This is a genomic window from Salinibacterium sp. NYA9b (assembly GCF_976973725.1).
Genome location: NZ_OZ333476.1, coordinates 1,400,316 through 1,419,539, shown reverse-complemented (window position 1 = coordinate 1,419,539; position 19,224 = coordinate 1,400,316). Strand labels below are relative to the sequence as shown.

Genomic DNA, 19,224 nt, shown 5'->3' with positions numbered 1-19,224 from the left:
GCGGCTACTGAGCGAAGAAGGAAGCGTCGACGTCAGACTCAACTTCAGCCTGTTCGCCGCTCACGGCAACGTGTGCCGGAGAAAGCAAGAAGACCTTGCTAGTGACGCGCTCGATCTTGCCGTAGAGGCCCTGCGAGAGTCCGCTGGCAAAGTCCACGAGACGACGAGCATCCGGCTCGCTCATCTGCGACAGGTTGATGATCACGGGGATGCCCTCGCGGAAGTTCTCAGCAATGAGCTGAGCATCCTTGTACTGGCGCGGGTGCACCGTCAAAATCTCGTTCATCTCTGCCTCCGCAGTGCTGGGTGCAGCGCGACGCAACGGAGTAACCGGGGCACGGTTAGAACTCGCTGGTGCGGGTGCTGCTGCAACAGGGGCAGCCGGCGCGGCTGGTCCCTGCTCGTACTCGTAGTCCTCATCGGCGAGGCCGAGGTAGACCATTGTCTTGCGCAGTGGGTTGGCCATGATAATCCTCCGAATGGTGAAGCTTCTGCTTCGAGATTAACCATGGTCGGGTCGTTTTCCCGTGATTGCCGTGCCAATTCGTAGGTGTGTCGCGCCTTCGGCAATAGCCTCGGCGAAGTCTCCTGACATGCCCATAGACAACGCTGCAGCCTCGGGATGGTTCAGCTGCACGCGCTCGGACAACGCCCGCAGAGCGGCGAAGGCAGGCCTTGGGTCGCCGTTGAGCGGCGCAACGCCCATGAGGCCGCGTAACCGCAGCCCTGACGCGGCAGCGACGCGGTCGGCGAAGGCTTCCAGCTCAGCGGGCACTACGCCACCGCGACCGGAATCATCGGTGAGGTTGACTTGAACGAACACATCAAGCTCAGTGTCAGCGTCGTCGTTGGCCAGCGCGGTGATCAATGAATCACGATCTACGGAGTGCACCGCCTGACAATAGGCCCGCACCTGGCGTGCTTTCTTGCTTTGCAACTGACCGACAAAGTTCCACCGCAAATCGAGGTCAGCCAACTCGGCCGCCTTCGGTTGCGCTTCCTGATGACGATTCTCGCCAATGTCACGAACGCCCAATCCGTGCAGCTCTCGGACGAGGCTCGCCGGATGGAACTTGGTAATGACGATGCGCGTGATTGACGACAGATCGCGGGATGCCGCGCGTGCGGCATCCGCGATCGTGTCGTCGACCTCTGCGAGTCGTTCGCCTAACGGAGTCAGGTCGACCATTGCGACTACTTCAGGAAGTCAGGAACGTCGAGATCGTTGTCGTTCTCGTCGTCATCATCGAAACTGCGATCGATCGGTGTCGCGGGAACTGCACTCGGCTGCGACTTCCAATCGGCTTCCTTGCTCGGAGCCTTCTCGTCAGCTGCGATGTGCTCGGCCGGGGGCTCGGGAACAACGTAGTTGGTGCGGCGACCCTCAACAGGCTTAGCCGAGGGCTCTCCCCCGTCGAAGCCAGCGGCAATGACGGTGACGCGAACCTCGTCGCCCAGAGTGTCGTCGATGACGGCACCAAAGATGATGTTGGCCTCACGGTGAACGGCTTCTTGAACCAGACGAGCGGCATCGTTGATTTCGAAGATACCGAGGTTTGATCCGCCCTGAATCGAGAGCAGCACGCCGTGCGCTCCGTCAATGCTGGCTTCGAGCAACGGTGACGCCACAGCAAGTTCTGCTGCTTTTATCGCCCGGTCGGCCCCGCGTGATGAGCCAATACCCATCAGTGCAGAACCGGCACCCTGCATGACCGACTTGACGTCGGCGAAGTCGAGGTTGATCAGACCCGGGGTCGTGATGAGGTCGGTAATGCCTTGAACGCCAGCAAGCAGAACCTGGTCGGCGGTCGAGAATGCTTCGAGCATGCTGATGCCGCGGTCGCTGATCTCAAGGAGGCGGTCGTTGGGAACGACGATCAGGGTGTCGACCTCGTTCTTGAGGGTCTCTACACCGATCTCTGCCTGAGACGAACGACGCTTGCCCTCGAAACCGAACGGCTTCGTGACAACACCAATCGTGAGCGCGCCGATCGACTTAGCGATGCGGGCGACGACGGGAGCACCACCGGTGCCCGTTCCACCACCCTCGCCTGCGGTAACAAAGACCATGTCGGCGCCCGCAAGCGCCTCTTCGATCTCTTCGGCGTGATCCTCGGCAGCACGACGGCCAACCTCAGGATCGGCGCCGGCTCCAAGTCCGCGCGTGAGTTCGCGACCGACGTCGAGCTTGACGTCTGCATCGCTCATGAGCAGCGCCTGGGCGTCGGTATTGATCGCAATAAACTCGACGCCTCGCAGGCCGAGCTCGATCATCCGGTTGACAGCGTTCACGCCACCGCCACCGATGCCGACTACCTTGATGACTGCGAGGTAGTTCTGGTTTGATGTCACTTTTCGGCCTCCACTGGAAACTATCAACCTCGACTTGAGGTTTAAAGTTATGCTCAGTATGTATTTCTTTTGTTGAGAGTATGCGGACAGCACCCCACACGGATGCACAACTGGCCGCGTGTCGGAAAGTGTTCTGGCAATTAGCGGCCTTGCCGCACGCTCAGCGCTCGCGAAGGGCTAGCTGGGACGGAAAATGCCATTGCTGGGAGCCGACACGTCGAACTCGCCCGCTTCATCCGACGATCGAGTAGAGATGAGTGCTTCGAGCAAAGCTGCCTTTTCGTCCGAATCGCTAGCGCTGCCCCACACCACACGCTGACCTACCCCGGTCAACACAAAGGACACGTCATCCTTGGTGGTCGCAGAAACGCTTTCGACCCGCGCTCGAAGCTCCGTTGGCAGAGATAACAAAACCTCCGTCGCCGCGGTAAAGGCAGAACTCGAGACATCCGCTCCCCCAATATCGATCAGCGGCACTCCGGGGATCCGTTCTGCTGATTCCTGGATGGTGATTCCAGCGGGATCGAGCAACGTGAACACTCCGTTGATCTTCACTGACCCAATCGGTTCGCGTTCAACAATGTGCACGAGCAAAGTATCGGGCGGCACAATTTCGGTGACATAACTGCGGATCAACGGGAAGACCGACAGTTCTTCGTTGATGGCATCAAAGTCTAGGAGCGCGAGCGGCGTTCCCTGTTGGGTCTCCACGGCAGCTTGCACCTCAGCGGGATCGATGCGGTTCGTTCCGTCAACAACTACCGTGCGCAACGCCAGAATCGGCGAGAACACAGCGACCGCGATGAGGGCGAGCAACACGGCGACGAGCCCAGAAACCGAGAGCCACACAAACTTACGCGTGCGTGCGCGACGCGTGAAACGGCGAAGCTCCGCTTTCTCTGCACGTTTGCGCGCCCGCGCAGCACGACGAAGCTGTCGCTTCGCGTGAACTTCAGGATTGGGTTCTCTGCGCTGCTTTGTGGGGCGCGGACGCGGGTCGGCCGTGGGCTTCGGCGCCGCTGTGGGCTTCGCTTCCGGCTTCGCTACGGATGGCCCGGGCTTCGGCGTGCGTGCGGATGTGGCGTCTTTCGCCGGCTGCGGCGAACGCTTTCGGCGAGACTTCGCCGGAGGCGGATCCGGCTGGGCAGCAGACTTATCGAACCCTTCAGGCCTCTTCACTCGGCACCTGATCTGCGACCGTCTCGGATGCCTCGACAACGGGATAACGATCGATCGCTGCGACAAGCTGCGGGATGATGCGATAAACATCACCACAGCTCAGGGTCATGACGATGTCACCCTCCTGAGCAATCTCAGCGACACGTTGCGCCGCCAACTCCCAGTCGGGCTGGTAGTCAACCCGGGAAGGATCAACGAAACCAGACGAGACGAGTTCTCCGGTGACACCAGGAATCGGGTCCTCACGCGCACCGAACACTCCGAGTACAACGGTGTGGTCTGCCAAGCGTTCGTAAACCTCGGCAAATTCAGGTGCCATGTCGCGGGTGCGACTAAAGAGATGCGGTTGGTGCACAGCGATCAATCGGCCGCTGCCCAACACACTGCGGGCACCGCTGAGGGCTGCTTCGACCTCGGTGGGGTGATGAGCGTAGTCGTCGTACACGCTCACTCCATCGACAACAGCATGCAGCTCGAAACGGCGCTGCGTGCCCGCAAAAGTGGACACCGCGTCAATAGCGGCTCCTAGTTCATGACCAAGACCGATCAGTACAGCGATCGCTCCTGCAGCGTTGAGGGCGTTGTGGTGCCCAGGGACAGCAAGTTGCACACGCTCTTCGCGACCGTCGACAACGACGGTGAATGCCACGGGCCCGAGAGACGTGACGGAATGGATGCGCACGGTCGCGTCATCCGCTTCACCAAACGTCACCACGTTGTCGTGCGTGAGTCGTTTGGTCACCCGAATTGCGCCAGCATCATCGCTGGAAACGACGACGGCTTCAGTAGCCCGCGACGCAAACTCTACGAAAGCGTCATCGAAGGCCTCGTGGGAGCCGTAGTGGTCGAGGTGATCCGCATCGACGTTGGTGATCAGGGCGACAGCGGTGGAATAGAGCAAAAATGAGCCATCAGACTCATCTGCTTCGACCACAAACAAATCATCGGTTCCTGAGCCCGAACTAGTGCCCAAGCCCTGAATCACGCCGCCGTTCACAAAGCTCGGAGACGTGCCCAGTTCGCGCAGCGCGGTGATGATCATTCCTGTCGACGTTGTCTTGCCGTGGGCGCCCGCGACGGCAACCAGACGAGTCGAGCCCACGAGCCAGGCGAGAGCTTGAGAGCGGTGGAGCACAGGAATGCCACGCTCAAGCGCAGCGAGGTACTCGGGGTTATCGGGCCAGAGCGCGCCCGTGTACACCAGCGCTTCCGCTTCACCGAGGTGAGCGGCGTCGTGGCCGATCGAGATCGTTGCACCCGCTGCGTTCAGCGATGCGGTGTTTGCGTTCGCGGCCTTGTCGGAACCGGTGACCGTAATTCCGGCATCCAAAAACATCTGGGCGATGCCGCTCATACCCGCGCCACCGACACCAACGAAGTGCGCCGAACGCAATGGTCCGGGCAACGGCATAGACAAGTCGGGAAAGATCATGATGTCAATGGTAGATCGCGGCCGAGGGCCAGATCGACGAGTTCAAGCATCCGGTCGGTTCCGTCGAGGGAACCAACGCTCGAGGCGCGGGCAGCCATGTCCGCAATAAGGGCACGTTTGCGCAGCATCGGAACGAGTTCGGAACTGACCCATTGGGGCACGAATCGGGAATCCGTGACGAGCACTGCGGCTCCGGCCTCTACTGCTGTACGAGCGTTGTATTTCTGCTCGCCATTGCCGACAGGGTACGGAACGTAAATCGCGGGGACGCCGAGCCCGGTGAGTTCGGCGACAGTTGATGTGCCCGCCCGCGCAATCGCAAGATCGGCCGCCGCGAGGGCGAGCTCCATGCGGTCGCAGTATTTGACCACGATGTAGCCGGGGAGTTGCTGATCATCGACAGCGTCTCGGTACTCCCCCGTAATGTGAAGCACTTGCCAGCCCGCGCCCAAAATGCGCGTGATCGACGCGGAAATAGTGTCGTTGATGCGTTTCGCTCCCGAGGAACCACCCGTCACCAGGAGGGTTGGCTTCTTGGGATCAAGGCCGAAAAAGGCATCCGCCTCGGTGCGCGCCGCAAAGCGGTCGAGATTCTCAATTTCGGCACGCAAGGGCATACCGACGACTACGCCGCCACGAATCGGAGTGCGGTCGAAGGCTGTGCCCACAAACTTCGTAAAGAAAGAGCCGAGACGGTTCGCGATGCCCGGGCGACTATTGGCCTCATGGATGACGAGAGGAACCCCCGCCTTGCGCGCGCCCAAGTAGGCCGGCGCCGCAACGTAGCCGCCGAACCCGACGACCACATCCACGCCGCGTTCGGCAATGATCGAGACGACCTCGTCAATAGTGGCGCGCAGCCGAGCCGGAAACTTTAGTGCAGCGCGGTTTGGCCGACGCGGAAACGGAAGCTTCGCGATCGTGAGAAGCTCAAAGCCGCGGGCCGGGACCAAGCGGGCCTCTAGCCCCTCCTTCGTGCCCAGAATCAACACCTCAGAGTCGGGTTCGCGCAGGCGAATCCGTTCGGCTACTGCGAGCAAAGGATTAACGTGGCCGGCGGTACCCCCACCGGCAAGGAGGTAAGTAGTCATCGGCGTCCTCGTGCTCGATTAGCCGCCAGCATGCGGGAACGGTCAGCTGCAGTTTGAGCAGGAGCAGCAGCGGGGGTCGCGGCACTCGGGGCCGCCGTAGGAGCACTCGCCGGCCCCGAAGGCCGAGGCGCAGCGGAGGCCGCCTTGTGGTCAGACCTCGCGAACGACAGCACAATTCCGATAGCCAGCAGCGTCGCGATGAGCGCAGAGCCACCCGTGGATATCAAGGGCAACGGAACTCCAAGAACGGGAAGAACTCCCAGCACCACCGCAAAATTCACGAACGCCTGGCCGACCGTCCACACCATAACGCCCGCGGTCGCGATGCGAACGAAGCTGTCGTTGGTGGTGCGGATGATGCGGATAAAGGCAACTGCCAACACGACGAACAACAGCAGAACGACGATCGCGCCAATAAGCCCGAGTTCCTCGCCGATGATCGCGAAAATATAGTCGTTGTCGGCGTGAGGCAGCCATCCGCGCTTGGCAACCGAGTTGCCAAGCCCGCGGCCAAAGAGACCGCCGCCGGCGAGAGCCCAATTCGCGTGATCGATTTGCCAGCACGAATCCTGATAGTCGAGCTCGGTGCATCCGTTCAACCAGATATCAATGCGCGAGGTACGAGAACTACTAGTGGTGGCGAACAGCAGCGCCCCGACAACAACGGCAAGGACACCGATCGACAGGAACTTCAGCCGCACACCGGCGAAGAAAAGGCACGCGAAGACGATGAGAAGCATGATGGATGCTGTTCCCAAGTCATTACCGATAAGCACGAACCCGATAGCGGCGCCGGCAACCGGCACAACAGGCAGCACTACCTGACGCCACTCACTCAGCACGTCTTGCTTGGTCGAGAGCACCCAGGCCACCCAGATGATCACGGCGACCTTCACGAACTCAGACGGTTGTGCGCTGAACGATCCGATTTGAATCCAGTTTCGGTTACCTCCGTACTCCAAACCGATACCGGGGACGAAGACGAGAAGCTGCAAGACCGCGCCAAGCACAAGCCCAGGAAACGCCCACCGCTTCCAGAATCTTGTCGGCGCGCGTGACGCAATGAGCATCAGCGGGATGCCCAAAAGAGCGAACAACCCCTGACGCAAGAAGCTGCCGAAGAATCCTTGATCGGCGGCGTAGGACTCCACCGATGACGATGAGAGCACCATCACGAGCCCAAAGATTACGAGGAAGAGCGTTGTTCCCAAGAGCAGGAAAAAGTTGCTCGATTCTCCCGAGAAAATGCGTTTGACCGGCACGCGAGCCGCGACAGGCTCCTGCTGCTTCGGAGATGCGTCCGCGGATGCGGCGTCAGGTTGCGAGGCTTTCGGCCCGTTGGTCGGCCCGCTACTCGGCCGCTGGGGTCGGTGTGGTCGCTGAGGAGGCGTCATCGTCGTTCCCTCCTACTCGTTCGAGCACTGCTGCTGCGAACTTGTCTCCGCGATCTGCGTAACTCGTGAATTGATCCATGGATGCTGCCGCTGGCGCCAACAAGACGGTGTCGCCTTCGGCAGCGATTCCGTGCGCCATCTCGACAGCACGGGGCATCACGTGATCAGTGTCAGTCGAGTCAACCTCGAAGACCGGAATCTGGGGCGCGTGTCGCTGGAATGCGGCCTGTATTGCCAGCCTGTCGTTACCAATGACAATTGCCGCCTTGAGCCTCGGTGCATGTTTTGCGATCAGCGGTGCGACATCAATGCCCTTGAGGAGGCCGCCCAGAATCCACACCACAGGGTCGGCCGCGGAAAGCGATGCACTCGCGGCGTGCGAATTAGTGGCCTTGGAATCGTTGATCCACGTCACTCCCCCGCTGACGAGCACAACCTGGTTACGGTGGCCATCAATTTCGAAACTAGCTACGCCCTCACGCACTGCGTCGATGCTTACGCCAGCGGCTCGAGTGAGTGCACTCGCCGCGAGAACATTGGCGACCATATGAGGCGCCGCAAGGTTGCGCTGGCGCAGCTCGTCGAGCGTGAAGAGTTCGAGGGCAGCGTTGTGGCGGTCATCGCCGAACGCGCGGTCAGCGAGCAAGTCGCTCACTATCCCGAAGTCGCTGGGACCCGGCGTATCGAGTCCAAAACCGATCGCCCGGCATCCCTCGACCACCTCAGCATTTTCGACCATGGCGAGCGTCTCGGGCACCGCGCGATTGTAAACAGCGGCAATCTTCGTGTTGGCGTACACAGTCGCTTTTGCGTACGCGTAGGCGTCGCGAGAACCGTGCCAATCGAGGTGGTCGTCGGCAAAATTGAGACAGACACTGGCGAGCGGTGAGATCGCACCAGCGCCCTCTCGCGGCATCCCATGAAGTTGAAAACTCGAGAGCTCAACGACGAGAAAGTCAAAGCCATCGGGGTAGCGAATAGCGTCAAGTACCGGGATCCCAATATTGCCGACTGCACCAGCTCGGAAGCCTGCCGTTGTCAGAATGTGGGCGGTCAGCTGAGCCGTGGTCGTTTTGCCGTTGGTGCCTGTGATGGCGATCCATTCGGCAGGCGTGCCTGTTTTGTCGCGCAGACGCCAAGCGAGCTCAATTTCGGTCCACATCGGCACAGCGTTTGTGCGGCACCACTCCACGAGAACGTGATCGAGCGGATAGCCAGGTGACACGATGACGACGTCCGGGGCGTGAGCGGTGAGCGCGGCCAGTTGTTCGTCGGCGCTTCCGCCAAGTGCCAGCTCGGCACCGATGACCTGCGTCATTTCAACGCGGTTCGCGGATGCGGCGTCTGCGACCACCAGCACGCGAGCCTTGAGTTCGGTGAGGGTGTCAGCCGCCGAGAAGCCGGTTGCACCCAGCCCGAGGACCGCGACGCTCAGTTCGCTCCAGGCCGAGTTCCAGCTGGTGAGTGAGGTGAGATCGCGCACGACTACTGATTGATCCATTCGAGATAGAAGGTTCCGACGCCGGCCGCGACGAAGAGCGCCGCAATAAGCCAGAAACGCACCACAACAGTGACTTCTGCCCAGCCTTTGAGCTCGAAGTGATGATGCAGCGGGCTCATGAGGAAAATACGCCTACCGCCGGTGATCTTGAAGTAAGCCCGTTGCAGAATCACGGAACCGGTGACGATAAGGAAGAGTCCACCGATCAGGATGAGCAGCAGCTCGGTGCGGCTCATGATTGCGAGAGCAGCAAGCGCGCCACCAAGGCCAAGTGAGCCGGTGTCGCCCATGAAGACCTGTGCCGGTGACGTGTTCCACCAGAGGAAGCCGATGAGAGCACCAACGATTGCGGCAGCGATGATCGCAAGGTCGAGCGGGTCGCGGACTTCGTAGCACTTGTACAGCACTTCGCGATCAATGGTGGGGTTGCTGCACGACTGATTGTTCTGCCAGAAACCGATGACAATGTACGACGCGATCGCGAAGATCGCTGAGCCGGTCGCGAGACCGTCAAGACCGTCGGCCACGTTCACACCGTTAGACGTGCTGACGATGATGAGAGTCACCCAAATCGCAAAGAGAATCGCGCCGGTAACCACTCCAAAAGTGGCGAGGTCGAGCCAGCTGATGTCGCGTAGTCCCGAGATCATCGATGATGCTGGTGTGAGTCCGCCAGGATCGGGGAAGTTGAGAGCGAGAGCAGCAAAACCTGCGGCGACGATGACCTGCCCAGCGACCTTCGACCAACCGCCAAGGCCGAGACTGCGCTGCTTGCGAGTCTTCATGAAGTCATCGATAAAGCCGATGATGCCAAGGCCAACCATGAGGTAAATAACCAGGAGGCCCGACAGTGTCACGTCCTCGCTGGCGACCCAGTGTCCGACGAAATAACCGATCGTCGCGCCCAGAATGAAGACGATTCCGCCCATTGTCGGGGTGCCACGCTTGGTGTGATGGCTCTCGGGACCGTCGTCACGAATGAATTGGCCCCACTTGAGGCGCACAAAGAGCTTGATGAAAAGCGGCGTGAGCAGCAGCGTGAAGAAAAGGGAGAAGCCCGCTGCAACGAGAAGCGCGATCATGCGGTCACCCCGGCGATCCGGTCACCCAGGTGCCGCAAGCCAGCAGAGTTCGACGATTTCACTAGCACGACGTCGCCCTCTCGCAGTTCTTCACGCAGCACAGCGTATGCCTCTTCGACGCTATCCACGAGGACCGACTCTCCATCCCACGAACCTTCAAGACCCGCTGCATTGTGGATGTGGCGCGCTTCGTGCCCGACCACAATGAGCTTCTGTACGTTCAATCGCACGATTAGCCGACCGATACGGTCATGCTCGTCGTTCGCATAGTCGCCGAGCTCAGCAAGCTCACCCAGCACCGCAACGGAGCGATTTTCGGGGCCAACGATCTGAACAAGCGTCTTGAGCGCAGCCGCCATCGAGTCAGGGCTCGCATTGTAGGCATCATTGATGACGGTGATGCCGCCGGGAGCCTCCAACAGCTCCATCCGCCAACGTTCGGCGCGCTCGATGGATTCGAGCGCCGCGACCGCGCGCGCGGGATCGATGCCCAGAGCGCGTGCTGCCGAAATCGCCGCCAGAGCGTTCGTGACATGGTGTTCGCCGAGAATGCGCAACTGCACGGGAATCATCGCGCCTCCGACGTGCAACTCAAACGCGGTTCCGTGGACCGTAGCCTGAATGTCGTCAGCCCACACCTCAGCACTCGAGTCGAGCCCGAACAGGGTGACGTTAGCCTCCGTCTGCTGCGCCATAGCTTTGACGCGACCGTCGTCGTTGTTCAAGACGGCAGTCGCGGACGAAGGCAGATGGGAGACCATCTCGGACTTTGCTCGGGCCGTGACTGCGGCATCCCCGAATTTGCCGATGTGGGCCAGACCCACCATCAGGACGATGCCGACGTCGGGCATGACAATCGACTGAAGGCGCGTGATGTCGCCAAGGCCGTCTGCTCCCATCTCGACAACGAGAAATTGAGTGGAATCAGTGACGTTGAGCATGGTGATGGGCGCACCGACATCGTTGTTGAACGAGCCCTGAGGCGCAACAGTTTCACCCTCGTGCTCCAGAATCGCGCGCAGCATGTTCTTCGTCGTCGTTTTACCGTTGGAACCGGTCACCGCGACAACTTTGAGATGACCCTTGCTTCGGACGGAAGCAACGACTGCGCGCGCGAGAGCTTGGAGAGCGATTACCCCGTCGGCAACAATGATCTGCGGAACGTCAAGATCGAGTAGTCGTTCGGCGACAACGAGCGTTGCGCCATTCGCTACTGCGGTGGCCGCGAAGAGGTGACCATCAGTGCTTTCGCCGCGCAGAGCAAAGAAGATGGAGCCTGCAGTGCTGAGCCGGGAGTCAGTTTGCACGCTGCTCGCGGGGAGGCGTTGCTGACCGTCGCTGCCATCACGGAGTTCTCCGCCAACGGCGGTGGCAATCTCGGCAATGCTCAGTTCGATCACGTGATGTGCTCCAGGGGTAGGGGACGCGGGGGAAGCTCACCAACGCAGCGGCAGATCCGGTCCCGAAGTGTTTGACGGGGTAACACGGTAGGTGGTGAGCGTTTGGGCCATGATGTCGCGGAAAGTCGAGGCAATGGCGCCGGAATATATGCTATCCGGGATCCCGGCTGTCGCGATCACTATGTACTCAGGGTCATCTGCTGGGGCGAGCCCCGCATAGGAAATCACTACGTTGCTGCCATAGGCACCGTTCTCGGCAACCTGCGCTGTTCCACTCTTTACGGCGACCCGATAGCCGGGAATCTGAAGATTCGGAGCCGAACCACTAGCGCTGTACACCATCTCCATCATTTGGAGAGTCTGATCAGCAGCCGTCTCGGAAATAACCCGAGTGCCTTCAGTTGACGGCGTATCGGTGACCGTGCCGTCAGGCCACGTGCAGCCCTCAACAAGAACGGGAGGAAGTCGAACACCATCGTTGCCGAGCGCCTGGTACGCGCTCGCCATCTGAATGGATGTCGTGCTGAGACCTTGGCCGAATTGAACGGCGTAGTTCGTACGCGCGTCCCAATCCTTGGCTTCGTAAAGAGTGCCGCTCGATTCACCGTTGAAGCCGATACCGGTTGCTTCACCGAGCCCGAACTTCTGAAGGTAATCATGTCGAGACGCGGCATCGAGAAGATCCGTGTACTGAGCAATGGCTGTATTGGAAGATTCCACAAGTGCTCCCGCGAGAGTCAATTGTTGGTCTTCGTGATAGAAGGAGTCGCTGATCGTTCCGCCGCCGTTGGTCAGCTCTAGCGCGTACGGCGAGACAACTTGCGTTTGCTGGTTGGCCACGCCCGCATCGATCAGAGAGGCAGCAGTCAGTGCTTTCACGGTCGAACCGGGCTCATAGGGCGTACTGAATGCTCGCGAGCCCAGGGCTCCACGCTCGGCGAGGTCGACGTTGTTGGGGTCCACGGTCGGCCAGTCGCTGACGGCAAGAAGGTGAGCATCGCTGACGCGCATCACGACACCCGTTGCCCACGTAGCGCCGAGCGACTCCGCGGTCTGCGCCATCCGCTGCTGAACGTAGAACTGAAGATCTCGGTCTATCGACAGCGCGAGCGTGCCACCGTCTTGCGGTTCGATCGATTCCACCGCGCTTCCGGGCAACGCGACGCCATCTTCACCACGCGCGTAACTCGCTTCAACGTCTTGACCGGCGAGGCACTCATCGCCTGTCAGCTCGACGCCGGCTTGCGGACCGTCGGTACCGATGAATCCCACGAGGTTGCCGGCGATTTCGCCGTTCGGGTAACTGCGTTCTGGACTCAGTTCGTAGTAGAGCCACGTGATGCCTAGCTCGCCAACGGTCTGATACTGCTCGAGAGTGATGCCCTTCGCCAAGTACTCGAAGTCTGACTCTGGGTTGTCCAGAATCATGGCGAGCAATTCATCAGGATCTCCCCCAATGATGTCCGTTATCTTCGTCAAGTCCTCAAGCACGACCACAGAAGCGTTCTCACGCAACAGGGTCACCCGTGGTGAGATGACGATATCGAAACGTTCGACACTGTCAGCGAGAACGGCGCCCTTCGTGTCAACGATGTCCCCGCGCGTTCCGTACGTCACCCGAGTCAGGGTTCGTTTGGTATCAGCTTCAGCGTTGAGCGTTTCTGCCTGCACGATCTGCAGGTCGACGAGACGAACCATGAAGACACCCGTCAACACCACGATGGTGAGGATGACAAATGCCACTCGCGCGCGAGTTGAGCGTGGTTTCATCGAGTCTCCCCCAGAAGGTTCATCTCAATCATCGCGTGACAGGTGCCGGAATCGCGTTATTGGAAGGCTGTGGCGCGGCGGTAGCCGAATCCGCAACAGCAGTTCCTGACGTGCTAGCAGCAGTCGTTGCGGCAGCAGTCTTGGCTGCGGCCGCGGCCGCAGCATTTTCCGCACTCACGAGCGGAACACCAGAAAGCAGCGTGTTGCCGACAAGGCCACAGTTGCCACCACATCCGGTGGGATCCGCGCTGCCCGGCAGGCGGAATACCGAACCATCCGAGATGTTCAGCGAATATGGCGTCGTGTTGGGAACCATGCCGAAGCCTGCTGCCTGAGCAGCGAGATTCTGTGACGACGACTGCAACGAGAGCGACTCAAGCAAGCTTTGCTCGGTGCGGATCAGCACCTTCTGCTCGTACTGCAACGAGTCGATCTGGTAGGCACCCTGGGTGACCACAATGCTGAGCAAGAGCTGCGCCGCAAGAATCACGAACAGGCTGCCAACGGTCACCACGGCGTAGAGCATGCGCGGTCGAGCTTTGCGCTGTGCCTTCGTCGTGACGATCTCGATGTGAGACGGGCGTTCCGTGGGCTGGTAAAGCGGCTGTGGCTGCGCATAAGCGAGGTTGGTGCTCATGAGATGACTCGCATTCGTTCTATTGCTCGCAGTCGTACGGGCTTTGCTCGAGGATTAAGGGCTTGTTCTGCTTCGCTCGCTTGCTCAGATCCACGAACAAGGAGTTTGAGCTCCGGCTTGTGCTCCGGAAGTTCAACCGGAAGCCCTGCCGGCGCAGTGGACTTGGAGCGGCGCTGTAGCTCACGCTTGACGATGCGGTCTTCCAGCGACTGATAGGCCAGCACGACCATTCGTCCGCCGAGGGCGAGCGAGTCGACGGCAGCGGGAATCGCCCGCTCGAGCACCGAGAGCTCTTGATTGACTTCGATTCGCAGCGCCTGGAACACGCGCTTTGCGGGATGTCCCGCACGCTGTGCCGCCGCCGGCGTAGCCGCAATGACCAGTTCCACCAGTTGAGCGGACGTCGTCAAGGGCTGCTGCTCACGAAACTGGACGATGCGGCTGGCGAAACGCGGCGCTAGCTTCTCGTCGCCATACGCGTAAAAGATGCGGCGAAGTTCGAGCTCGCTGTACGTTGCGAGGATGTGCTCGGCCGTGACGGGCGTCGAGGCATCCATCCGCATGTCTAGCGGAGCGTCTTGAGAATAGGAAAACCCGCGCTCAACACGGTCGAGTTGGAGTGAGGAGACTCCGAGGTCGAAGAAGATGCCCTCGACTGACGAGATTCCCAACGTAGCGAGTGCCTGCGGAATTTCGTCGTAGACAGCATGAACAAAGTGCGTGCGGCTAGCGAAAGGCTCAAGCCGGCGTCTAGCGATAGCAAGAGCGTCCTCGTCTCTGTCGATGCCCACGAGCGTGAGGTCCGGGAAACGCTGCAGGAAAGCCTCCGCGTGCCCGGCCATGCCGAGGGTGCCGTCAACAAGAACGGCTCCAGGAGCGTTCAGCGCCGGCGCGAGCAACTCAATCGAGCGCTCAAGGAGTACTGGGGTGTGGATGGTGTTGTCAGCCATGGCGTAAGGGCCTAGTTCTTGGATGCTGATCCCCATCCGATTCGACCTGATATCGGGGAAGAAAATCAGGGCGTTCGGCTGGGAGTCAGCGTCGAAGAGCTAGAAGAGTCCCGGAATCACCTCCTCGGTGGTGTTGACGAAATCGGCCTCGGTGGCCTCGTAGTAGTTGTTCCAGGCTTCGGTGTCCCAGATTTCAGCGCGGTTACCCGCACCGATCACAGTCAGGTCTCGCCCTAATCCGGCGTACTCACGTAGCCCAGCGGGGATCGTTACCCGGTGCTGCTTGTCAGGCGTCTCTTGGTTTGCACCAGAAAGAAAAAGACGCAAAAAATCGCGCCCCTGCTTGCTCGTGACAGGCGCCTTGCGAATCGCCTCGTGCATTACTTCGAACTCGCGCTGGCTGAAGACGTAGAGGCAACGTTCTTGGCCACGAGTGACCACGACGCCGGACGCGAGCTCCTCGCGAAACTTCGCCGGAAGGATGATGCGGCCCTTGTCGTCGAGCTTGGGGGCGTAGGTGCCTAGAAACACGGCGCCCTCCCCTCAATCTCCGGCCCGGATTCTGGTTGCCTCCACTTTACTCCACTTTCAACCACATATCTAAGGTTTTCGCGCACATTGCGTAAAAGTTATCCACAGAGGCCAGTGAATACAAGGAAACTAGGGGTGGAGGAAAATGGAGCAAAATCGACCGAATACACGTTTCCAACCCCGTTCTGGGCACAAAAAAAGGACCAGCCCGAAGGCTGGTCCTTGAAAGTGGAGAAGGTTGGAGTTAGCTATTGCCGTCCTGGCGGCGATCCCAACGCTGGTTGATTGTGTCCATAAATGACGTGCCGCGCTTGGCGGAGCGGCCCGATGAAGCCGACGACGGCTCCGGTACTTCGTGGTCGTCTCCAGCACGAGGTGGCGCCACGAAAAGCAGAACACCAACGAACATGACGACGAACCCAAGCACGCCCACGAGAGGCTGCTGAATGATCACGCCTGTCAACAATGCAATGATTCCAGCGACCCCGACTAGGACGCCAACAACCATCATTCGATAGTTGGGCTTGCCTTTGCGAGGGCTGACTGCGCTGACGAAATCGGCGTCGTTTTGATAGAGGCTGCGCTCCATCTCATCGAGGGCCCGCTGCTCTTGCTCTGAAAGCGGCATTCCGTTCCCCTCTCTCTGGGATTTACGGCTAGGTCTCTATAGTACGCCCCCATTCACTAGGTAGGCTAGACGAGTGCCTGAGAGTAACCAGTTAGTTGACCTTGTCCAGCTGAAAATCGATGAATTTCTCGCCGAGAAGCGCAATGAGCTTGACGCAATCGCCCCCGAGTTGACCGCCCTCACCGACGTTGGTAGCGCGCTCTTGTCTGGCGGCAAGCGTTTTCGGGCGCTCTTTTGCTACTGGGGATGGCAGGCAGTCGCCGGGCTCGCCTCGTCTGATGACCCGTTTGCTGAGAACTCCGTGAGTAAAGACCTCACGGGCGTACTGCTGTCAGCCTCCGCCCTCGAGCTCTTCCACGCCGCAGCACTCGTTCACGACGACATCATGGATCGCTCCGACACCCGCCGCGGTGCGCCTTCAGCCCATCGGCGCTTCGAGAAGATGCACCTCGACGGCGGATGGAGCGGCAACGCCGAGGCGTATGGAGAGTCATCCGCACTCCTGCTTGGTGATCTACTCCTGGGCTGGAGCGACGAGCTCTTGGGCCGTGGGATCGCGACACTCCCCCGCCCTTCGGCTTTGGCCGCGCGTAAGGAATTCATGACGATGCGCACGGAGGTCATGGCCGGGCAGTTCTTGGACATCCATGATGAAAGCGCATGGGCAAGCTACCCCGAGTCAGAAGCCCTTGACCGTGCGCAGCGCGTCTTGATCTACAAGTCTGCGAAGTACAGCGTTGAGGCCCCTCTTGCGCTTGGCGCCAGCCTGGGCGCCGGCACTGACGAACAAATGGCCACTCTTCGCGCCTTCGGTTTACCTCTCGGCGTTGCTTTCCAGCTGCGCGACGACGTGCTTGGTGTTTTCGGTGACCCGGAAGTGACGGGCAAGCCCGCCGGCGACGATCTTCGTGAAGGCAAGCGCACCGCCATCATCGCAATCGCTCGCGAAAAACTCTCGAAGAGCGCCAACGCCATCCTTGACGAACTGCTGGGTGACCCAGATCTCAGCGATGAGCAAGTGAACATGATTCGTTCGACGCTCGAAGAGTCGGGCGCCGTCGCGAAGGTTGAGAAGGCGATCTCGCGCAATCTCGAACGTGCGTGTGAGGCAATCGAGAACGCGGACCTTGCACCGACAGCGCGCGCACGCCTACTCGAGCTGGCCGAAGCGGCGACTACGAGATCGTTCTAGAGCGCTGGTGCGCAAGCGCACCGCGCAGCTAGTGATCTGGCGCGCTACGAGATCTTAGAAGCCGAGGGCCTGAGCGACGCGGCGGACTTCGGCCTTACGTCCAGCCCGGAGTGCTTCAACCGGCGCTACACCCAAACTCGGCTCGCTCGAAAGCAACCAGTTCATTGACTCATCGAGCGAGAAGCCCGCGTCAGAAAGCACGACAACGGTTCCCCTGAGCTCGCGCAGCGGCGCTCCGTCGACGATGAACACGTCGGGAACCTGCCACACTCCATCGATTTTGCTCGCGAGGAGAGCGCCTTCTTCAATGAGGCGACGCACTTGGCTCACCTTGAGCCCGAGAAGCTCGGTGAGGTCTGGAACAGTAAGCCAGTTGATGGTGGGTGATTCAGTCACACCTTAAGACTGCCACGACACTGGAGTTAAACCTGACAGTTCGCACGGCATACCCAGAATATTCACTAGCAACTTAGGTAACACCAGTCACATTGGCAACACCAGCCACAATGGTTGACACTAATAAGCTTCTGTGACAGCGTTGAGCCGGTGATCTCAGTGATCGCATGTACCTTCTCGGGGCCGGGAGCAGGAAGAACGCTATGACACACTTCATGATGGACGACACAGACAGCATTGCTGCGACCGTTTTTGCGGGGCTAGTGCCCGCACACGCAGTCGACACGCCTGATCGCGCTCGACGGATCGCCCAGCAGCGCTCCCGCATGAACCGCAGCGTCATGAACACGGTTCCTGTTCTCCTGGTTGGGTCCCTTGCCGCTGCGACCTTCAACCTCACCGGGCCCGTCGAACCGGTCAACGCCAGGACGCCTGATGACCCCCGGCTCTCCACTGAACGTGCCACTAAGCCTTCTCGTGTGACGACTCCCACGATCAGCGAGGCTTCGACAACGATCATCGGGCCCGCTCCGGCGAGCTACCGCGTTGCCGAAGGCGACACCGTCAGCGACATCGCTTCTCGCTATGGCCTCTCTACAGCATCCGTTCTGGCGCTGAATGGGTTGAGCTGGTCGTCAATGATCTTTCCCGGCCAGGAACTCAAGCTGACCAAGGATGTCGTCAACACCGTTCCCAGCGTGAACCACGTCAAGACCACCAATGGTCAGTACACAATCGTCGCTGGTGACACGATCAGCGGCATCTCGCACAAGTTTGGCGTCTCGACGATCTCGGTGATGTCGGCAAATGGCCTCGGCTGGTCGAGCATCATCTACCCGGGTCAATTGCTGATTATTCCCGGGAACTTGAGCTCTCCCACGCAAGAAACCGAAGAATACGATTTCACTGCGGATGAGGACGACGCCCCGAGCGACAGCGCTTCTTCGGCAGAGAGCGAGGATGCCGCAGAGGATGCCGCAGAGGCTCCAGTCGAAGTTGTGGTTGAAGCGCCGGCGCCGGTAGTTGAACCAGAGCCAGCACCGGTAGCCGAAACGGCCCCCGTCGAAGGAAGCACCTACCTCGTTGTTTCTGGCGACACCGTATCGTCGATCGCATCACGCGTCGGCATCTCGACTCAAGCGCTACTCGACGCAAACGGCCTGTCATCGTCAACCGTTATCTTTATCGGCGACAAACTGACGATTCCGTCATTGAGTTCTGTGCCGGCCAGCACAGGTGGAAGTGTCACCTACCTCAACTCCGAGATGCGGGCGAACGCAGAAGTCATCATTCAAGTCGGTCGCGATCTTGGCGTTTCCGACTATGGCATCACTATTGCCCTCGCGACTGCGATGCAAGAGTCGAGCCTACGCAACCTCACCTGGGGCGATCGCGACTCCGTTGGTCTCTTCCAGCAGCGCCCAAGCTCAGGCTGGGGAACTGTCAGCCAACTCACGACACCTTCCTATGCTGCGAAACTTTTTTACGGCGGACCGAGCAACCCAAATAAGGGAATCACGCGCGGATTGCTGGAGATCTCAGGCTGGCAGAACATGAGCGTAACGAAAGCGGCACAGGCCGTGCAGATCTCAGCTCACCCTGATGCCTACGCAAAATGGGAGACTTCCGCCCGATCTTGGCTAGAACAGCTCGGCTAAGAGCCAGAACAGCCGTGTCTAGCGGCACTCT

Annotated in this window: 18 protein-coding genes; 2 read left to right on the top strand and 16 right to left on the bottom strand. The window is 60.0% G+C overall.

Features of this window, described 5'->3' with window-relative positions:
- Positions 1–4: 4 nt before the first annotated feature.
- The 15 genes from ACWFSR_RS06760 to ACWFSR_RS06690 form a co-directional block, all read right to left on the bottom strand.
- Positions 5–466 (bottom strand): cell division protein SepF, encoded by a 462-nt coding sequence (locus ACWFSR_RS06760; protein WP_197105529.1) that lies wholly within the window; start codon positions 464–466, stop codon positions 5–7.
- A gap of 36 nt (positions 467–502) precedes the next feature.
- Positions 503–1,189: a YggS family pyridoxal phosphate-dependent enzyme gene (locus ACWFSR_RS06755; protein ID WP_197105528.1), complete on the bottom strand. Its 687-nt coding sequence runs from the start codon at positions 1,187–1,189 to the stop codon at positions 503–505.
- A 5-nt stretch (positions 1,190–1,194) separates the two neighbouring features.
- Positions 1,195–2,352, bottom strand: a complete 1,158-nt coding sequence (ftsZ, locus tag ACWFSR_RS06750; protein WP_197105527.1) for a cell division protein FtsZ — start codon at positions 2,350–2,352, stop codon at positions 1,195–1,197.
- Positions 2,353–2,529: 177 nt separating this feature from the next.
- Positions 2,530–3,531, bottom strand: a complete 1,002-nt coding sequence (locus ACWFSR_RS06745; RefSeq protein WP_447523400.1) for an FtsQ-type POTRA domain-containing protein — start codon at positions 3,529–3,531, stop codon at positions 2,530–2,532.
- On the bottom strand, positions 3,518–4,963 hold the full coding sequence (gene murC, locus ACWFSR_RS06740) for a UDP-N-acetylmuramate--L-alanine ligase (RefSeq protein WP_197124690.1): 1,446 nt from the start codon (positions 4,961–4,963) through the stop codon (positions 3,518–3,520). The genes ACWFSR_RS06745 and murC overlap by 14 nt, the downstream gene beginning before the upstream one ends.
- Positions 4,960–6,054 (bottom strand): UDP-N-acetylglucosamine--N-acetylmuramyl-(pentapeptide) pyrophosphoryl-undecaprenol N-acetylglucosamine transferase, encoded by a 1,095-nt coding sequence (locus ACWFSR_RS06735; protein WP_197110003.1) that lies wholly within the window; start codon positions 6,052–6,054, stop codon positions 4,960–4,962. The genes murC and ACWFSR_RS06735 overlap by 4 nt, the downstream gene beginning before the upstream one ends.
- A complete protein-coding gene (gene ftsW, locus ACWFSR_RS06730; protein ID WP_197105523.1) occupies positions 6,051–7,448 on the bottom strand; it encodes a putative lipid II flippase FtsW in 1,398 nt (465 codons plus the stop codon). The genes ACWFSR_RS06735 and ftsW overlap by 4 nt, the downstream gene beginning before the upstream one ends.
- A complete protein-coding gene (murD, locus tag ACWFSR_RS06725) occupies positions 7,405–8,949 on the bottom strand; it encodes a UDP-N-acetylmuramoyl-L-alanine--D-glutamate ligase (protein WP_197105522.1) in 1,545 nt (514 codons plus the stop codon). The genes ftsW and murD overlap by 44 nt, the downstream gene beginning before the upstream one ends.
- Positions 8,934–10,031, bottom strand: coding sequence for a phospho-N-acetylmuramoyl-pentapeptide-transferase (gene mraY / locus ACWFSR_RS06720; RefSeq protein ID WP_197105521.1), 1,098 nt, complete (start codon positions 10,029–10,031; stop codon positions 8,934–8,936). Before mraY ends, murD begins: the two co-directional genes overlap by 16 nt.
- Positions 10,028–11,431 (bottom strand): UDP-N-acetylmuramoyl-tripeptide--D-alanyl-D-alanine ligase, encoded by a 1,404-nt coding sequence (locus ACWFSR_RS06715; protein WP_447523399.1) that lies wholly within the window; start codon positions 11,429–11,431, stop codon positions 10,028–10,030. The genes mraY and ACWFSR_RS06715 overlap by 4 nt, the downstream gene beginning before the upstream one ends.
- A 36-nt stretch (positions 11,432–11,467) precedes the next feature.
- On the bottom strand, positions 11,468–13,201 hold the full coding sequence (locus ACWFSR_RS06710) for a peptidoglycan D,D-transpeptidase FtsI family protein (RefSeq protein WP_197110006.1): 1,734 nt from the start codon (positions 13,199–13,201) through the stop codon (positions 11,468–11,470).
- Positions 13,202–13,229: 28 nt separating this feature from the next.
- The gene (locus ACWFSR_RS06705) at positions 13,230–13,838 is read right to left on the bottom strand and encodes a hypothetical protein (RefSeq protein ID WP_197105518.1); all 609 of its coding nucleotides are present in this window, start codon (positions 13,836–13,838) and stop codon (positions 13,230–13,232) included.
- Complete coding sequence (gene rsmH, locus ACWFSR_RS06700; RefSeq protein ID WP_197110008.1) at positions 13,835–14,788, bottom strand: 16S rRNA (cytosine(1402)-N(4))-methyltransferase RsmH; 954 nt, start codon at positions 14,786–14,788, stop codon at positions 13,835–13,837. Before rsmH ends, ACWFSR_RS06705 begins: the two co-directional genes overlap by 4 nt.
- Positions 14,789–14,887: 99 nt before the next feature.
- Positions 14,888–15,319: a division/cell wall cluster transcriptional repressor MraZ gene (mraZ, locus tag ACWFSR_RS06695; RefSeq protein WP_129071303.1), complete on the bottom strand. Its 432-nt coding sequence runs from the start codon at positions 15,317–15,319 to the stop codon at positions 14,888–14,890.
- 244 nt (positions 15,320–15,563) lie between these two features.
- Positions 15,564–15,947 (bottom strand): DUF3040 domain-containing protein, encoded by a 384-nt coding sequence (locus ACWFSR_RS06690; protein WP_197105516.1) that lies wholly within the window; start codon positions 15,945–15,947, stop codon positions 15,564–15,566.
- A 73-nt stretch (positions 15,948–16,020) separates the two neighbouring features.
- Between ACWFSR_RS06690 and ACWFSR_RS06685 the strand changes: the two genes are divergently transcribed.
- Complete coding sequence (locus tag ACWFSR_RS06685) at positions 16,021–17,139, top strand: polyprenyl synthetase family protein (protein WP_197105515.1); 1,119 nt, start codon at positions 16,021–16,023, stop codon at positions 17,137–17,139.
- A 54-nt stretch (positions 17,140–17,193) separates the two neighbouring features.
- Here ACWFSR_RS06685 and ACWFSR_RS06680 read toward each other — a convergent pair whose 3' ends face one another.
- Positions 17,194–17,535, bottom strand: coding sequence for an Rv2175c family DNA-binding protein (locus tag ACWFSR_RS06680; protein WP_197105514.1), 342 nt, complete (start codon positions 17,533–17,535; stop codon positions 17,194–17,196).
- Positions 17,536–17,861: 326 nt separating this feature from the next.
- Between ACWFSR_RS06680 and ACWFSR_RS06675 the strand changes: the two genes are divergently transcribed.
- The gene (locus ACWFSR_RS06675; protein ID WP_447523439.1) at positions 17,862–19,193 is read left to right on the top strand and encodes a LysM peptidoglycan-binding domain-containing protein; all 1,332 of its coding nucleotides are present in this window, start codon (positions 17,862–17,864) and stop codon (positions 19,191–19,193) included.
- Positions 19,194–19,224 lie beyond the last annotated feature (31 nt).